Annotated in this window: 10 protein-coding genes; 3 read left to right on the top strand and 7 right to left on the bottom strand. The window is 69.1% G+C overall.

Annotated elements, in window-relative coordinates; translation table 11 throughout:
* Positions 1 to 13: 13 nt before the first annotated feature.
* Positions 14 to 997 (bottom strand): DUF3592 domain-containing protein, encoded by a 984-nt coding sequence (locus EP7_RS24870; RefSeq protein WP_463524923.1) that lies wholly within the window; start codon positions 995 to 997, stop codon positions 14 to 16.
* A gap of 48 nt (positions 998 to 1,045) precedes the next feature.
* Positions 1,046 to 1,576, bottom strand: coding sequence for a rhodanese-like domain-containing protein (locus EP7_RS24865; RefSeq protein WP_463524922.1), 531 nt, complete (start codon positions 1,574 to 1,576; stop codon positions 1,046 to 1,048).
* 228 nt (positions 1,577 to 1,804) lie between these two features.
* Here EP7_RS24865 and EP7_RS24860 point away from each other — a divergent pair, with 228 nt between their 5' ends.
* Positions 1,805 to 2,878, top strand: a complete 1,074-nt coding sequence (locus EP7_RS24860; protein WP_463524921.1) for a hypothetical protein — start codon at positions 1,805 to 1,807, stop codon at positions 2,876 to 2,878.
* Between the two features lie 115 nt (positions 2,879 to 2,993).
* Here the strand turns inward: EP7_RS24860 and EP7_RS24855 are convergent, their stop codons facing one another.
* Positions 2,994 to 3,812, bottom strand: a complete 819-nt coding sequence (locus tag EP7_RS24855; RefSeq protein ID WP_463524920.1) for an SDR family oxidoreductase — start codon at positions 3,810 to 3,812, stop codon at positions 2,994 to 2,996.
* A 413-nt stretch (positions 3,813 to 4,225) separates the two neighbouring features.
* Here EP7_RS24855 and EP7_RS24850 point away from each other — a divergent pair, with 413 nt between their 5' ends.
* Together EP7_RS24850 and EP7_RS24845 are read left to right on the top strand one after the other, a co-directional pair.
* Positions 4,226 to 6,715 (top strand): PSD1 and planctomycete cytochrome C domain-containing protein, encoded by a 2,490-nt coding sequence (locus EP7_RS24850; RefSeq protein ID WP_463524918.1) that lies wholly within the window; start codon positions 4,226 to 4,228, stop codon positions 6,713 to 6,715.
* A gap of 16 nt (positions 6,716 to 6,731) precedes the next feature.
* Positions 6,732 to 8,165 carry a DUF1501 domain-containing protein gene (locus EP7_RS24845; RefSeq protein ID WP_463524917.1) on the top strand — a complete coding sequence of 478 codons (1,434 nt, stop codon included), beginning with the start codon at positions 6,732 to 6,734 and terminating at the stop codon, positions 8,163 to 8,165.
* A gap of 25 nt (positions 8,166 to 8,190) precedes the next feature.
* Here EP7_RS24845 and EP7_RS24840 read toward each other — a convergent pair whose 3' ends face one another.
* The 4 genes from EP7_RS24840 to EP7_RS24825 all read right to left on the bottom strand — a co-directional run bounded on the left by EP7_RS24840 (position 8,191) and on the right by EP7_RS24825 (position 17,284).
* The gene (locus EP7_RS24840) at positions 8,191 to 9,882 is read right to left on the bottom strand and encodes a hypothetical protein (protein WP_463524915.1); all 1,692 of its coding nucleotides are present in this window, start codon (positions 9,880 to 9,882) and stop codon (positions 8,191 to 8,193) included.
* Positions 9,883 to 10,071: 189 nt separating this feature from the next.
* A complete protein-coding gene (locus EP7_RS24835) occupies positions 10,072 to 11,544 on the bottom strand; it encodes a glutamate synthase subunit beta (RefSeq protein ID WP_463524914.1) in 1,473 nt (490 codons plus the stop codon).
* Positions 11,537 to 16,102, bottom strand: a complete 4,566-nt coding sequence (gene gltB / locus EP7_RS24830; RefSeq protein ID WP_463524913.1) for a glutamate synthase large subunit — start codon at positions 16,100 to 16,102, stop codon at positions 11,537 to 11,539. Before gltB ends, EP7_RS24835 begins: the two co-directional genes overlap by 8 nt.
* Before the next feature lie 189 nt (positions 16,103 to 16,291).
* Positions 16,292 to 17,284: a LysR family transcriptional regulator gene (locus tag EP7_RS24825; protein WP_463524912.1), complete on the bottom strand. Its 993-nt coding sequence runs from the start codon at positions 17,282 to 17,284 to the stop codon at positions 16,292 to 16,294.
* Positions 17,285 to 17,446 lie beyond the last annotated feature (162 nt).

Raw genomic sequence — 17,446 nt, 5'->3', positions numbered from 1 at the left:
GACAATCCAGCCGTCAGATCCGCCCCGTCGCCAGGGCCCATGCGAAGGTGAACATCGCCGCCGCGACCATCCAGATCAGGTGATGCAGCCGGGATCTGGGCCTGAGCACCGACTCGCCGGGGCTCAGCGGGTTGTACCGGACATCCACATGGCTGCCGACCGGGTACCTGGCGGCGATCCGGCCGGCGAGGCCGGGGAATGACGCCGACATGATGACACCCAGGGTCAGGCGATCGCCGATGTAGCTCCGGCCGTTCACCTCGTACGAGAAAACCACTGCGGGCTTGTACAGGAGCCTTCTACGACGGTAGCTGGACTCGAAGTCGGGACGGGCGCGATAGGCCTCGACGCCGGCGGCCGTGATCCGTCCGGGCGCCACCGGCCAGGCGCAGGCGTCGCGCACCGCCCTGGCAAACACCGCCCCGAACAGGGAGACGGCCAGCCCGAACCCGGTCGCCGCGGCCACCAGCGGGGCCCGACCCGGGATCGCCAGATGGGGTCTCAGCCAGCCCAGGGCGTTGAAGTAGACGGCCGCCGCGATGAGGGGGCCGCCCACGAAGATGAGCAGCACGGCAAGGCCGCCCGCGACCATCGGGCCCGTCGGCAGGACTCGCTCCAGGACCGCCTTCGAGGGGTCGACCGGGTCATAATAGACCGTCACCGCGGTCCCCACCCGGTATCGCTCGAGGATCGCCTCCAGCTCCGACCCGGCCGTCTTCTCGGCGATGGTGAACCGGCTGCATCGATACGCCCGGCCCCCGACCTTGTATTCGTATTCCACGAACGGCTCATTGATCACCTCCGTGTCGCCGAAGTTCGATCGAGGGTCGCCGGGCTTGTTCCTGCGCGACTTGACCCTCGACGCGACGACTTTCCCGGCGGTCTCGGGCCAGCGCCCGACGACCTGGATCTCCCGGAGCTTCACCGCCAACGCGACGAGAATGAGCGCCGGGAACATCCCGATCACGAACGTGAAGAAGACGGCACCCGAAGACATCGGCAATCCTCTGACCTTTGGAAACCAGGCGCCAACGTTGACGCAACCCTAGCTTCGGTTCCAGGGCATCCACGCCAGCACCGTTCCCATCCCGCATGTGTTCGAAACCCCCGAGAACAGTAGGCCCGCCCCGACGAACGCGGGGATCGCCAGATAGGCCGGATTCAGGAAAAAGCCAAGCGCCGTCCCCGCCACCACCAGCAAGCCGGCCACAATCCGGACCTGCCGCTCCAGCGAGACCGATTTCTCGCCTCGGATCACCGGCAGGGCCGACGCCTCCCAGGCGACCATCCCCCCCTGCACGTTGACGACCCCCGGATAACCCGCGGCCTTGAACTTCTCGGCCGCGATCCGGCTCCGGCCGCCCGACCCGCAGATCAGGTAGATCGGCCCCTTCTTGTGCCCGGCACGGGCCCCCATGAACGCCTTCGGGTCCAGGCTGTCCAGCGGCACCAGGCGGGCGCCCACCGCGTGGACCCCCCGATATTCCCTCGGGGTCCGCACGTCCACCAGCTCGACGTCCTCGCCCCGCTTCCTCAACCCATCAAGCTCGGTCGGTGTGATCATCTCGACGCTCATCGCAGTTCCCCCAGCTCGAATTCGACCGTCAACCTCGCCCAGTATGGCGTCAGGAAAGAAAAGGCGATAATCGTCTTAAATTTCCCATTTTGCGTGATCGCCAGGGCCGGATTTCAGGATAGTACTTGATAGGGGCCTTGTTCGCGCGATGGTGCGCGGCCGGAGGCTCCTCGCCGGCGCGGGCGTCAACATCTTCGGAATCCGCACCCCAGGAAGCGAAGTTGCATCATGGGTACCCTCGAAGTGAGCCAGAGGCGCATCGACGCCAATCGCCGCAACGCCATGCGTAGCACCGGGCCTAAGACGGCCGAGGGCAAGGAAGCGTCTCGCCGCAACAGCCTGACCCACGGGCTGGCCGGATCAGGCGTGGTCGTCGCCGAGGCCGAGGCCAACGCCATCCGGGAACGACTCCGGCAGTGGAACGCGTCGCTCAGGCCCGCCAACGTCTTCGAGGAAACCCTGGTCGAGACCATCGTCGTCGAGTCCCTTCGCATCGAGCGTTGCCGCGCCGAGGACAATCTGGCCCGCAACATTCGCGCCCGTAAGGCCGAGCATTGCTGGGGCGACGAGCGCACCGCCGTCATCGCCCGCGAGGCCCGGTCCCTGGCCAAACGGCCCGCCGAGACCACCCTGGAGTTGGCCACTTCCTCGCCCGGCTGCGACTGGCTGATCGCCCGCTGGCGGATGCTCGGCCACGCGCTCGACACCAAGGGGGAGTGGACCGCCGAGCAGACCTCACTGGCCCTCGACCTGCTGGGCGTCGCCGCCGAGTTGCGTTCGGCATCGAGCCCCCTCGAGGCCCCCGAAGGCCTGGACTTGCTCGAACACCGCCAGGCCCTCGTCGACGACCAGCTCGAACGGCTCCTCAGTCGCCAGGAGCACTCGCTCGACCGCCTCGAAGACGAACTGCGCCAGGCCACCATGCACGGCCTGAACGTCACCGATGACCCAACCCTCAAGCTGATCAGGCGTTACGAGACGGCCAGCTTCCGCAGGATGACGTGGGCCCTCGGCCTCCTGACCAGGTCCCGCGCCGAAGTCCCCGCCCCAGACCAGGCCGACACCGACCGACCCGCCCCGCAGCCGACCCAAACCGCGCCCGAGCCCCGTGCAAAACGAAGCCACTCGGGCCAACCCAAGTTCACCGATGCCCTGAAACCCGAACCTGCGACCGCCCGACCGGTGGCGCAAAATCGGGCCGAAATCGCCCCCAGGCCAGCCGGCAACCGTCGCCAGGGACGCAGGTTGCGTCTGGAACAGGCCCGCCGTCGGGCCGCCGAGGCGTTGCTCCAGACCTGCTGATCGCGCCTCGGCCGCAATGTTCCGTTCGACACCAACCCGCCGGCTATTTCTCAATTCGATCGCAGAACCAGGAGAGGCGCGAGTCGACCGCACGGCCCTGGCCCCGCGTGCTCGCTCAGCGCAGGCGGAGGACGCCCAGGTCACCTTCGGCGATCCTGGTCAGGCGGGTCTCCACGATCTCGGGAGTGGCGGGTGCGTGGACGAGTCGTCCGGAAAGCTCGACGGGGCGATGAGTTGCGAGCCAGCCGACCATCTCGGCCACCACCTTTGCGTCCACTTCTTTGCCCTCGGCAAACGCCTCGGTGATGCCCGGCAGCCAGCGGCGCCCTTCGTCGGAGTCGAGCAGGTGGTTCGTCAGGGCCGTCGGCACCAGGCCGGGATAGACCGCGTAGATTCGCGTCCCGCCCGCGGGCTTTTCGGCGGCGACCGCCTCGACCAGCCGGACCAGGGCGGCCTGGGCCACGCAATAGGCCGACGCGAACGGGACGACCCCGTTGGAACCGGGGCCGACCAGCACCGCGATCGTCCCCCGGCCCGAGGCCTCGAGCGCCGGCAAGGCCAGCCGGATCGCCCGCTGCGTCCCGCGCACGGCCACCTCGACGTCGGCCCACCAGTTTTCAGGATCCACCGACCCCGTCGGCCCGACCGCCCGCCACCGCCCTGCGGCCGAGACCAGGGTGTCGCAGCCTCCCGACCAATCCAGGAACTGGCCGAAGGCGCGTTCGAACCCCGGTGCATCGAGCACGTCGGCCGCGAACCCGCGTGCCTCGCCCCCCTCCTCGACGATCGACGCCGCCACCGCATCGACCTCCGCGGACGTCCGCGCCAGCAGCCCCACGCGGGCCCCGCGCCCGGCCAGCTCCAGCGCGATCTCCCGCCCAAGACCCCGGCCGCCGCCCGTCACGAATGCCGTCGATTGCCCCTCGATTCCCATCACCGCTCCTCGGAGACCCGGGACGCCGACCGAACGCGGTCGGGCCAATGACTTTGGATTATGGGGCGCCCGCCGCCTGCCCGGCAACCCGCCGGGTTGTCACCAAGGACCCGGCCGTCCCGATCTCGGGGCGGAGTTCCCTTGTTCCATCCCGATCCGTGCCTTACGCTGGGGGGTGCGGTGCTTCTTGATTGCAGGCGGGCCAACCGGCCCTGCTTCAAGCCCCCCCGGCCCGGGTCTCTGCCCGGCCACCGCGACTCGATTGCCTCGATCCGTTCAAGAATCTCGCCAATCAGCCCGAATTCGTCCAAGGGGATGACCTGGATCGATAGGGACGTCGCCTAAACTCGAAACGACCGAGCATCCGCGAGACCGATCGACCCGACCCGACCCGGTCAAGAGGGGGGATCTCGATGACTTCGGCCTGCCGCCCCGGAACCCGTGCCCGCACGCGTGCCCCCCGCCGGGCCTCGGCCGCCCTCCTGGTCATCGCGTCGTCACTCTGGGCCTTCGGCGCCGGCCGGGCCCGGGCCCAGGAGCCCGCCCCCGAGCTGACCAGGTTCTTCGAGGCCGAGGTCCGCCCGCTGCTCGCCCAGAAGTGCTACAAGTGCCACGGGCCAGACAAGCAGGAGGGGGGCCTCAGGCTCGACTCCAGGGGGGCCATGCTCGAAGGGGGCGACGGCGGGCCGGCGATCGTCCCGGGCAAGCCGGCCGAGAGCGTGCTCGTCGAGGCCGTCAATTATGAGGGGGTCGAGATGCCCCCCGACGGCAAGATGGCCGACACCCAGAGAGCCACCCTCGCCCGCTGGGTCGAGGTCGGGGCCCCCTGGCCGGCCGGCGACAAGCCCGCCGCCAAGAAGGCCAAGCTCACCGACGAGGACCGCGCCTTCTGGTCGTTCCGGCCCGTCGCCCGCCAGGCCACGCCCGCCGTGGACGACGACGGCCGGGGCCGCAACCCCATCGACGCATTCATCTTCGCCGGGATATCCGCCGCCGGCCTCACCCCCGCACCCGAGGCCGACCGGCCGACCCTGATCCGCCGCCTCACCTTCGACCTCCACGGACTGCCCCCCGCGCCCGAGGAGGTCGACGCCTTCATCGCCGACACGCGGCCCGACGCCTACGAGCGGTTGGTCGACCGCCTGCTGGCCAGCCCGCGCTACGGTCAGCGCTGGGGCCGCCACTGGCTCGACCTGGTCCGGTACGCCGACTCCGATGGCTACAACCAGGACGCCTTCCGCCCCAATGCCTGGCGCTATCGAGACTACGTCGTCGATGCCTTCAACGCCGATCGCCCCTACGACCGGTTCGTGGCCGAGCAACTGGCCGGCGACGAGATCGACCCCGCGGACCCGACGATGAAGGTCGCCGTCGGCTATCTGCGTATGGGGACTTATGAGTACAACCAGCGCGACATCCCCGGCCAGTGGAACACGATCCTCAACGACGTGACCGACGTCACCGGCGACGTCTTCCTCGGCCTGGGCATGGCCTGCGCCCGCTGCCACGACCACAAGTTCGACCCCATCCTCCAGCGTGACTACTACCGCCTCCGGGCCTTCTTCGAGCCGATGCTCCCCGTGCAGGACGCCGAGCTGGCCGACGCTGCCGAACGCCGGCGACACGACGCCCGGATGGCCGCCTGGCGGGCCGAGACGGCCCAGATCCGCGGCGAGATGGAGGCCATCGAGCGCCCTGTCCTCGAGAAGCGGATCTTTGATGCGTTCGCCAAGTTCCAGCCCGAGACCAAGGCCCTCCTGATCACCCCCAGGGCCGAACGCAGCCCGGCCGACCACCAGCTCGCCGAACTTGCCTACCGCCAGATGACTTACGAATATGATCACATCGCCGATTTCATGAAGACCAGCAAGGACAAGGCCGCCTGGGACGCCTTGCGCAAGCGCCTGGCCGAGCACGACGCGGCCCGCCCCAAGCCGCTGCCCACCGCCCTTTCCGTCGTCGACGTCGGCCCCGAGGCGCCGCCCACGACCATCCCCGGAGACCGCACCAAAAGCCCCGTCGAGCCCGGATACCTGACGCTCCTCGACCCGTCCCCGGCCTCGATTCCCTCGGTGAAGCCGGGCGCCCGGACCACCGGCCGGAGGTCGGCCCTGGCCTCCTGGATTACCCGCCCGGACAACCCGCTCGCCGGCCGAGTGATGGTCAACCGGATCTGGCAGTACCACTTCGGCCGCGGCCTGGTCGGCACGTCGAGCGACTTCGGCCGCAAGGGAGACCTTCCCAGCCACCCCGCGCTGCTCGACTGGCTTGCCGGCGAGCTGGTTGACCGCGGCTGGAGCCTGAAGGCCATTCATCGCCTGATCCTGGGCTCGGCGACCTACCGGCAGTCGGCCCGCCACCCGTCGCCCGAGGCCGGCGCCAGGGTCGACCCCGAGAATCGCCTGCTCTGGCGGGCGTCCACCCGCCGCCTGGAGGTCGAGCCGATCCGCGACGCCATGCTGGCCGTCAGCGGCGAGCTGGACCCCGCCATCGGCGGCCCGCCGGCGCCGGCGACCTCGCCCCGACGGACCGTCGACACCCGGGGGATGCGCAACTCGCCCGACGCGATGCTCGACCGGTTCGACGCCCCCGACCCGTCGACCACCACCCCCCAGCGCAACATCACCGTGACCCCCCTCCAGTCGCTTCTGATGATCAACGGCACCTGGACCCTGGCCCGCGCCTCCGCCTTCGCAGATCGCCTGAAGGTGGCCGCCCCCGACGCCGAAGGCCGCGTGACCTTGGCCTATCGCCGCGCCTTCGGCCGGAACCCCGAGCCCGACGAACGGGCCGAGGCCCTCGCCTTCCTCCGCGACCAGCCCGGCGGCAAGGCCCCCGACACCCCCCTGGTCGACTTCTGCCACGCGTTGCTCAATTCCAGCGAGTTCCTCTATGTCGACTGACCGAGGGGGCCGACCCATGAGCGATGCACACACCGACCGACGCCCCGGCATGTCCAGGCGGGAGATGCTCATCCGAGGCGGCGGGGGCTTCGGCGCCCTGGCCCTGGCCTCGCTCCTGGGCGAGGGGAGGGCGTCCGCCGCCTCGACGCCCGCCTCACCCGCCTGGAAGATCCCGGCCCGCGCCAAGAGCTGCATCTTCCTGTTCATGGAAGGCGGCCCCAGCCACATCGACACCTTCGACCCCAAGCCCAGGCTCAACGACCTGGCCGGCCGGCCGCTGCCCGACAGCTTCAAGCCCGTCTTCACCCCGATGGGCGAGGGTCGAGCCCCGCTTCTGGCATCCAGGCGCAAGTGGAAACAGCATGGCGAAGGGGGATTATGGGTCTCCGACTGGCTCCCCCACACGGCCGGCTGCGCCGACGACCTGGCGGTCATCCGCTCGTGCTGGTCGGACGGCCTGAACCACGTCGGCGGCGTCTGCCAGATGAACACCGGCTCGACCCTGGCCGGCCGGCCCTCGCTGGGGAGCTGGGTCAGCTACGGCCTGGGCTCAGAGAACAAGGACCTCCCCGGCTACGTCGTCCTGCTGGACAGGCCCAGCACGGTGGCCGGCGGCCCGCGCAACTGGGGCTCGGGCTTCATGCCGGCCACCCATCAGGGGACGTCGCTGGGTTCGGGCGTCGAGGTCATCCCCAACCTGGGGACCCCCGAGGGGGTGGGCCCCGACCGCCAGCGGGGCAAGCTGGAATACCTCCGCAAGCTCAACGCCCGCCACGCTGGGGACCGCCCCGAGCAGACCGAACTGGACGCCCGCATCCGCGCCTACGAGCTGGCCTTCCGGATGCAGGCCGAGGCCCCGGGCGCCGTCGACCTGGCGACCGAGACCGAGGCGACTCGCACGATGTACGGCCTGGACCGCAAGGAGACCGCCGCCTTCGGCCGCAACTGCCTGCTGGCCCGCCGGCTGGTCGAGCGCGGGGTCCGGTTCGTCCAGCTCTACCACGGCGCCGGGTCGAAGTGGGACGCCCATCAAGGCATCGAGAAGAACCACTCCGACCTCTGCCTCTCCATGGACCAGCCCGTCGCCGCCCTGCTCACAGACCTGAAGCGCCGCGGCCTGCTGGACGAAACCCTGGTCGTCTGGGGGGGCGAGTTCGGCCGCACGCCGATGTCGGAGAAGGGGGACGGCCGCGACCACAACCCCTACGGCTTCACCATGTGGATGGCCGGCGCCGGCATCCAGGGGGGGCGCACCATCGGCTCCACCGACGAGGTGGGCCTGCACGCCGTCGAAGATCGCATGCATGTTCATGACTTGCATGCCACGATCATGCACCTGATGGGCCTGGACCACGCCGGCCTCGTCTACCTGCACAAGGGCCGCCCCGAGCGGGCGACCGTCAACGAGGGGGCCGTCTCCGAGAAGCTGGCCGGCGTCCGGGCCGTCTGAGTCGCCGCGGACGCCGGCCAGCCGCTCACTTCGCCGGGCCGGGCGAGACCAGCACGGCCTGGTACACGCTCTTGTCGCCCTCGTCCTGCACAAAGGCGACGACCGACATGTGCTCCAGCGGGATCGAGGGGAGGGCCCTGGGGAAGGGGGCCCCCTGCCGGGCCCGGTCGGCGAGCTGCTTCTCGAGCTCCTTGCGGAGCTGGCCGAGGTCGACGGTTTCCTCGGCATCGGCCTTGCCGTCGGCGAACACCTTGCCGCCGACGCCGCCCGGCATGGCACGGACCACGTGGTGGTGGAACCGGACCGAGTTGCCGCCGATGTACTTGACCTCGTCCTCGACCAGGGCCAGCCGCAGCCTGAGCTTGGCATTGGGCGAGGGGTCGCCGACGACCTTCGCCGAAGCCCGGATCGTCAGGACGTCGCCGGCCCGGTCGGCCTTGAGGTCGATGTTGGCCCTGGCCTTCGTCTCCAGGATCCGGTCGATCAGCCCCTGGCTGGCCTCGTAGACCTGCGCCGAAGCGGCCAGGGGGCCGCCGCCCGCCTCGCCGGGCTCGCCACCGAAGATCAGGGTCGGGGTGCCTCGCACGTCATAGAACTGGGCCCGAGCCTCGGCGTCGGCATTGGTCAGCGGATCGGGGCCCGGCACGTGCAGGTGATACTGAAGCGTGATGACATCTTCGGGTTTGTAGGCTTCGATCAGGGCGTCGAAGGCGGCGTCCGCGGCCAGGCAGGGGGGGCATTCGGTCCCCGTGAACAGCTCCACCAGGGCCACGCGGTCGGCCCCCTTCATGCGCCGGCCTGCGAACGGGGTCGGGTCGAACGGGGGGACGAGCTTGCGATAGCTGGCGTCCAGCTCGGGTTCCATGGCCACGCGGCGGGCACGCAGCTCGGCCTCGGCCTCGGGGTCGTCGGCCAGCTTGGCGGTATCGGCCATGAGCTGGATCATGTCGGCCCGCCGCTCGACCGGGACTCCGGCGGGCATCGCGGCCTCGGCCTCGCGGGCTAGCTTCAGGGTCAGGCCGGCGTAATTCCGCTGCCCGGCCAGCGAGCTGAGCGCGACGTTGCGGATCTCGCCGATCCACTCGGGCCCGTAGACCTTCGCCGATTCGACCCAGCGTTCCAGCAGGGCGCGGACCTCGGCCTCGGACAGCTTGAGGGCGGTCGCGCCGGCGAGCAGGTCGGCGTGGGCCAGCGTCGAGGACGGGTCGTCGCGGTGATTCGCGATCAGGTCGCTGAGCGCCTGCTTCCGCAGCTTGAGGTCGGACAGCTTGCGGGCGGCCATCGTGTCCTTATAAAGCTGCCCCTCGACCAGCGGGCCGAGCTTGCGCTTCGTCGACTTCTCGAGCTTGGCGGGGAGGTAGCTCCCCCCCTGGAGGAACGTCCCGCGATAGGTGGGGGTGGCCTCGCCTCGTGACAGCGTGCCGGCGAACTTGCCCTCGCCGGCGGCCGAGATGACGGTCAATCCCAGCGACCCATCCTTGCGGTCGACGGCGACGACGCTGGCGGATTGGAGCAGGTCCTTCTGCGCTTCCCGGACGTCGGCCGCGGGCTTGCCATCGGCCTGCTTGGCGTCGAGCAGGAGCGTCTCGAAGTCGCCGAACGGGAGCAGGACGAGCTTCCAGGTCCCTTCCCACTCCGGGTCCGCGGCGAGCGAGGCAGCCCCCGAGGCCGCGACGATCGAGCAGGCGAGCGCCAGGGTTCGCGTCCAGGTTTGCATCGATCCAGATCCTCGCTTGGGCTGACTCATGATGATGCGAAGGCAAGTCGACGACGTGCCCCGCCGGCCGTTGAGTTTAACCCTAGCCAGGCCCGGGGGACAATCGCGCGGGGGCGAATCGCCGAGGGGCGAGGCCGCTGATGGCCTCGCCCCCCACGATGTCGGAGTGAATCTCGGTCTCGTCCCGGCTCACATGAAGGGGCGGGCGATGTTGCCGTGGTCGAGCGGGGTGGGCAGGTCGGTCTGGCCCATCAGGGTCAGGTCGATGGTGCGGGCCGCGTGGCGGCCCTCGGCGATCGCCCAGACGATCAGGCTCTGGCCGCGAGCCATGTCGCCCGCGGCGTAAACCTTGTCGACCGAGGTCCGCCGATGTCCGTCGGTCTTGACGTTGCCGGCGCCGTCGAGCGTCACGCCGAGCTGGTCCAGCAGGCCGCCCGGCTCGGGGCCGGAGAAGCCCATGGCCAGCAGCACGAGGTCGGCCGGGTAGACCTTCTCGGTGCCGGGGATCGCGACGAACCTGGGACGGCCGTCGACCATCTCCGACTTGACGTGCACGGTCTCGAGCGCGGTGACTCGTCCCCCCTCGCCGACGAGCCGCTTCGTCTCGATAGAGAACTCGCGGACCACCCCTTCTTCGTGCGCCTGGGCCACGCGGAAGACGTTGTCCCACTGCGGCCAGGGGTTGTTGGCTTTCCGGCTATCGGGCGGGCGAGGGACGATCTCGAACTGGTGGACGCTGGCGCATCGGTGGCGGTTGGAGGTGCCCAGGCAGTCGGCACCGGTGTCGCCGCCGCCGATGATGATGACGTGCTTGCCCGTGGCGGTCACCGACGTCTTCTCGGGCAGGGTGTCGCCGGCCACCCGCTTGTTCTGCTGCGGCAGGAAGTCCATCGCGAACATCACGCCTTCAAGCTCGCGACCCTCGATGGGCAGGTCGCGCGGCTTGGTGGCACCGCCTGCCAGGCAGATGGCGTCGAACTCGGCCAGCAGTTGCTCGCCGGTGACATCCACGCCGACGTTGACGCCGGCGCGGAACACGACGCCTTCGCCTTCCATCTGGCCAATCCGCCGGTCGAGGAACCGCTTCTCCATCTTGAAGTCGGGGATCCCGTAGCGGAGCAGGCCGCCGATGCGATCGGCACGCTCGAAGACGGTGACCTCGTGGCCGGCGCGTCGCAACTGCTGCGCGGCGGCCAGGCCGGCGGGGCCGCTGCCGATGACGGCGACCTTCTTGCCGGTCAGGACCTGCGGCGGGCGCGGGACGATCCAGCCTTCGTCCCAGGCCCGATCGACGATCGACAGCTCGATTTGCTTGATTGTCACCGGCTTGTCATTGATGCCCAGCACGCACGACGACTCGCAGGGCGCCGGGCAGAGCTTGCCGGTGAACTCGGGGAAGTTGTTGGTGGCGTGCAGGCGGTCGATGGCGGCGTGCCAGCGGTCGCGGTAGACCAGGTCGTTCCAGTCGGGGATCAAGTTCCCGAGCGGGCAGCCCTGGTGGCAGAAGGGGACTCCGCAGTCCATGCAGCGGGCGCCCTGGTCGCGCAGCTTCTCGACCGGGAAGGGGTTGTACACCTCCCGATAATCGTTGATGCGTTCGTCGATCGGCCTGCGGGTCGGCGTCTCGCGCAGGATCTCCAGAAAACCGGTCGGCTTACCCATTGCTCACCTCCAATTCGACGCTGTCTTGCTTGCGCTGGGCGGCCAGACGCTGTTCCTGGAGCACTCGGCGATAGTCGGTCGGCATGACCTTGACGAACTTGGAGACGGCCCAGTCCCAGTCGGACAGGAGCCGCTTGGCGACCTCGCTGCCGGTGTAGCCGGCATGCTGGATGAGAAGGTCGCGGGCCAGCTCGACGTCTTCGTGCTCCTGGAGGGCTTCGAGATCAACCATGCCCAGGTTGCAGCGGGAGGCGAACTCACCCTCCTCGTCGAGGACGAAGGCGGTGCCGCCGCTCATCCCCGCGGCGAAGTTGCGGCCGGTCGCGCCGATGATCACGGCCACGCCTCCGGTCATGTATTCGCACCCGTGATCGCCGACCCCTTCGACGACGGCCATCGCGCCCGAGTTCCGCACGCAGAAGCGTTCGCCGGCTCGGCCCCGGAAGAAGGCGCGGCCGGCGGTGGCCCCGTACAGGGCGACGTTGCCGGTGATCACGTTGTCCTCGGCCACGAAGGTCGAAACCTTGGGCGGGAAGATGACGATCTTGCCGCCGGAGAGCCCCTTGCCCACGTAGTCGTTGGCGTCACCTTCCAGGGTCAGCGTCATCCCCTTCGGAACGAAGGCGCCGAAGCTCTGGCCGGCGGAGCCCTTGAAGTTCAGGCGGATCGTGTCGTCGGGCAGGCCCGCGCCACCGTAGCGGCGGGTGACCTCGCTGCCGAGGATGGTGCCCACAGTGCGGTTGACGTTTTTGATGGGCGACTCGATCACCACCGGCTCGCCTCGCTCCAGGGCGGGGGCGGCGGGGGCGAGCAGGGTCTGGTCGAGCGCCTGGTCGATCCCGTGGTCCTGGTCGATCATTCGCCGGACGGCGGCGCCGGGGACGTCGGGGCGGTGGAAGATCTTGGAGAAGTCGAGCCCCTGCGTCTTGTAGTGGTCGACCGCGCGGGCGGTCTCCAGCAGGTCGCTGCGCCCGACCATCTCGTCGAAGGTCCGGAAGCCGAGGCGGGCCATCAGCTCGCGGGCCTCCTCGGCGATGAACTTGAAGAACTGGACGACGTGCTCGGCCCGGCCGGCGAACTTGGCCCGCAGGGTCTCATCCTGGGTGGCGATGCCCACGGGGCAGGTGCCCAGGTGGCAAACACGCATCATGATGCAGCCCATGACCACCAGGGGGGCCGTCGCGAAGCCGTATTCCTCGGCCCCCAGCAGCGCGGCGATGACCACGTCGCGGCCGGTCTTCAACTGGCCGTCGGCCTGGACCACGATCCGGTCGCGGAGCTTGTTCAGCACCAGGGTCTGCTGGGTCTCGGCCAGGCCGAGCTCCCAGGGGATGCCGGCGTGCTTCAGCGACGTGAGCGGGCTGGCCCCGGTCCCGCCGTCATGCCCCGAGATCAGGACGACGTCGGAATGGGCCTTGGCCACGCCTGCGGCGACGGTGCCGACGCCGACCTCGGCCACCAGCTTCACGCTGATCCGCGCCCGTGTGTTGGCGTTCTTCAGGTCGTGGATGAGCTGGGCCAGGTCCTCGATTGAGTAGATGTCGTGGTGCGGCGGCGGGCTGATCAGGCCCACGCCGGGGGTCGAGTGCCGGACCTTGGCGATGTAGGGCGAGACCTTGACGCCGGGGAGCTGCCCCCCCTCGCCGGGCTTGGCCCCTTGCGCCATCTTGATCTGGATCTCATCGGAGTTGACGAGGTATTCGCTCGTCACGCCGAACCGGCCCGAGGCCACCTGCTTGATGGCACTGCGGCGGCTGTCTCCGTTGGCATCGGGCGTAAACCGGCGCGGGTCTTCGCCCCCTTCGCCCGTGTTGCTCCGGCCTCCCAGCCGGTTCATGGCGATGGCCAGCGTCTCGTGGGCTTCCTCGCTGATCGAGCCGAGGCTCATGGCCCCGGTGGCGAACCGGCGGACGATCGAGTCGACCGATTCGACCTCCTCGATCGGCACCGGCGTACACTGGTCGAAGCCGAACGAGAACAGGCCGCGGAGGGTGCAGAGCCGCTCGCCCTGCTCGTCAACGGCGCGAGTGTATGACTTGAAGAGGTCATACCGACCGCTCTTCGTCGCGTGCTGGAGGCGATAGACGGTCTCGGGGTTGAACAGGTGGAACTCGCCGTCGCGGCGCCACTGGTACTGGCCCCCCTCGGAGAGCAGGATCGGGCCGACCTCGCGGGGTGTGTAGGCCTGGCGGTGCAGCTCGACGACGTCGCGTGCGATCTCGGGCAGGCCGATGCCGCCGATCCGCGAGGCGGTCTTCTTGAAGTAGCGGTCGATGAAGGCGGAGTTCAGGCCGATGGCCTCGAAGATCTGGGCCCCCCGATAGCTCTGGATCGTGCTGATGCCCATCTTGGACATCACCTTCACGACCCCCTTCTTGATCGCCTTGCGATACTTCTCGACCGCCTCGATGTGCGTGATCCCGTCCTTCAAGGCTCCCTGGCCGGTCAGGGCGTCCAGGGTCTCGAAGGCGACGTACGGGTTGATCGACCCGGCGCCGTAGCCCAGCAGCAGGGCGAAGTGGTGGTTCTCGCGGGCGTCGCCGCACTCGACGACCAACCCCGCCTTGGTGCGCAGGCCCTTCTCGACGAGGTGATGGTGCAGGCCGGCGCAGGCGAGCAGCGACGGGATGGGGGCCATCTCGGCGTTGACGCCGCGGTCGGACAGGACGATCAGGCTGGCCCCGGCGTCGATGGCCGCGACGGCCGAGTCGAACAGGACGTCGAGCGCCTTCTCAAGCCCCTCGGCCCCCTGCGAGGCGCGGAAGAGCATGGGGACCACGGCCGACTTGAAGCCGCGGTAGCCCTCCAGCAGCTTGATCCGGGCGGTTTCGTCGTTGTCCAGGATGGGCGAGTCGAGCGCGATCTGCTTGCAGCTGTCGGGGCCGGGCATCAGCAGGTTGCACTCGCCGCCGGCGACCGTCTTGACGCTGGTGACCAGCTCCTCGCGGATGGCGTCCAGCGGGGGGTTGGTCACCTGGGCGAAGAGCTGCTGGAAGTAGTTGAACAGCGACTGGGGCAGGTCGGAGAGCACGGCCAGGGGGGTGTCGGTCCCCATCGAGCCGATCCCTTCCTCGCCGGAGGTCCCCATCGGGCCGATGATGTACTTGAGGTCTTCCAGCGTGTAGCCGAAGGCCCGCTGCCGCTTCAGGAGCGTGTCGGGGTCGGGCTCGGGCAGGTGGGGCGCCTCGGGCAGCTCGCTGAGCTTGACCTGGTGCTCGGCCAGCCAGTCGCCGTAGGGCTGGGAGTTGGCCAGCGAGTGCTTCAGCTCGTCGTCGTCGACCAGGACGCCGCGTTCCAGGTCGACCAGGAACATCCGGCCCGGCTCCAGGCGTCCCTTCCGCTCGATCTCCTCGGCGGGGATGTCGAGCGCCCCGACCTCGGAGGCCATGATGACCATGCCCCCCTTGGTGATCCAGTAGCGGCTGGGCCGCAGGCCGTTGCGGTCGAGCACCGCGCCGATGGACTTGCCATCGGTGAACCCGATGCATGCCGGGCCGTCCCAGGGCTCCATCAGGCTGGCGTGGTAGGCGTAGAAGTCCTTCTTCGCCTGCGACATCGACTCGTGCCCTTCCCAGGCTTCCGGGATGAGCATCATCATCGCGTGCGGCAGCGAGAAGCCGGAGCGGACCAGCAGCTCGACGGCGTTGTCCAGGCAGGCGGTGTCGGAGAGCCCCTCGCGGATGATCGGGACCAGCTTCTTCACGTCGCCCGGCTCATACTTGTCCGACTCGAACTGGGCCTCGCGGGCACGCATCCAGTTGATGTTGCCGCGGAGCGTGTTGATCTCGCCGTTGTGCGAGATCATCCGGTACGGGTGGGCCAGCTCCCAGCTCGGGAACGTGTTGGTGCTGAACCGCGAGTGGAACAGGCAGAGGGCGCTGACGAGCCGCTCGTCGCCCAGGTCGTCGGCATAGTACGACGAGAGCTGCTCGACGGTGAGCATCCCTTTATAGACGAGCGTCTGACAGGAGAGGCTGGAGAAATAGAAGTACGTGTGGTCTTCCAGCCCGCTGTCGATGATCTCGGTCTCGAACCGCTTGCGGATGACGTAGAGCTTGCGCTCGAACGCGTCCTCATCGGCGATCGACGGGCCGCGGCCGACGAAGGCGTGGTCCATGGCCGGCTCGACCGACTTGGAGCCGTCGCCCAGGTTGGAGTTGTCGACCTTCAAGGGGCGCCAGCCGAGGAAGGTCTGGCCCTCCTCCTCAACGATCCGTTCGAAGAGCGACTTGCCGAACGCCTGGCGTTCGGCGTTGGGCGAGGCGAAGAAGGCGCCGACGCCGTAATGGCCGGCGGCGGGCAGCTCGATGCCGATCTCCGCGCACCTGGCGGAGAGGAAGGCGTGGGGGACCTGGATGAGGATGCCCGCGCCGTCGCCGGTGTTGCCCTCGCAGCCGCAGGCGCCCCGATGGTTGAGGTTGATCAGGGCGGTGATGCCGTCGCGGACGATCTTGTGCGACTTGCGGCCTTTGAGGTCGGCAACGAACCCGACGCCGCAGGCGTCATGCTCGCGTGCGGGGTCGTAGAGGCCCTGGGCTTGGGGGAGGCCGTGACTCATCGTTTGGGACCCTTCTCAACTCGCGCCTGGCGCTACTTGGGATCGCGTCGAACTGGGCCGGGCAGGGGGCCCCGGCGGCTTCGGGCCCGGTGGAAGTCCCGGGCGATTGACGTTGAAATGGACAGAGGCCGGCGACCCTGGGCTCGCACCTGGGCGGGCCGGTCGAGGTCTGGGGGCAGCCGGCCTGGCTTACTGGGCCAGGGGGACGTGCCCCTCGGCAGGTTTGGATACGGCCGTGGCCGCGGCGGTCGTCGCGGTCGCGCCGGCGGTCGTCGCGTGGGCGTCGGCCCCGCCTTCGTCGGCGGTCAGCAACGCCAGGAACCGGGCCGCGGTGGGCCCCAGGGTCTGGCCCCTGCGGTGCAGCACGGCCAGAGGGCGCGTCAGCTTCGCGTCGGCGAAGGGGACGCTGCACAAGGTGCCGGCGGCCAGCTCACGCGCCAGCGTCGGCTCGGGGAGGATGGCCACGCCGGCGGGGATCTCCACGGCGCGCTTGATGTTCTCGATATTGTCGAATTCCAGGGCCACTTGCACGTGGATGCCGTGGGCCCGCAGGAACTTGTCGATCGCCCGGCGGATCGAAAGGTCGGCGTCGAAGCCGACGAATCGCTCGCCGTCCAGCTCGGCGACGCCCACGGACGCGCGGCCGGCGAACCTGTGCGTCGGATGGACGGCCAGCACCATCGCCTCCTCACGCCAGGGGATGGCCCGGAGCTCGGGCCACTTGCGGGGGTACGAGATCAGGCCCAGCTCGGCCGACTCGTCGATCACGCTCTCCACCACCCGCCTGGGGTGCAGATATTCGACCCGGACGCTGGCCCCGGGATGCTGGCGCTCGAACTTCGAAGAATACTGGCTCATGTGGTTGAGCCCGACGGAGTAGATCGACGCGACACGCACCGTCCCGACCACATTCCCCGCATCGGTCGCGGCGGCCTTGGCCCGCCCTTCAATCTCCAGGTAGCGGCCGACCAGGTCCTTGCAACCCTCGTAATAGACCTTCCCTTGCGGGGTGGGGACCAGGGGACGCTTGGACCGGTCGATCAACTTCACTCCGAGACGATCCTCGAGCTGGTGGACGGTCTGACTCGCGCACGACTGCGAGACGCTGTTCTCGGCCGCTCCCCGTGAGAAGCTCGCCCAGCGCACCACATCGCAGAAAATCTTCAGAGCTTCGAGCTGCATCGTCCGCCAGGCCCCGTCGGGGGTCGCTAATTATCAATAATAGAAGGTTGGCGGTATCGGGATTGGTAATAGTAAAGGCGGGAACGAACCTCAAGTCAAGGGGGAAGCCCCCGACCTCGCAAGATGTTGCGGCCGATGACCGCCTCGGTTGCGATCGAGGCC

It is taken from the genome of Isosphaeraceae bacterium EP7, assembly GCA_038400315.1.
Lineage (GTDB): Bacteria > Planctomycetota > Planctomycetia > Isosphaerales > Isosphaeraceae > EP7.
Note: the sequence above shows the minus strand (reverse complement) of the source record. Positions and strands in the feature narration are given on the sequence as shown.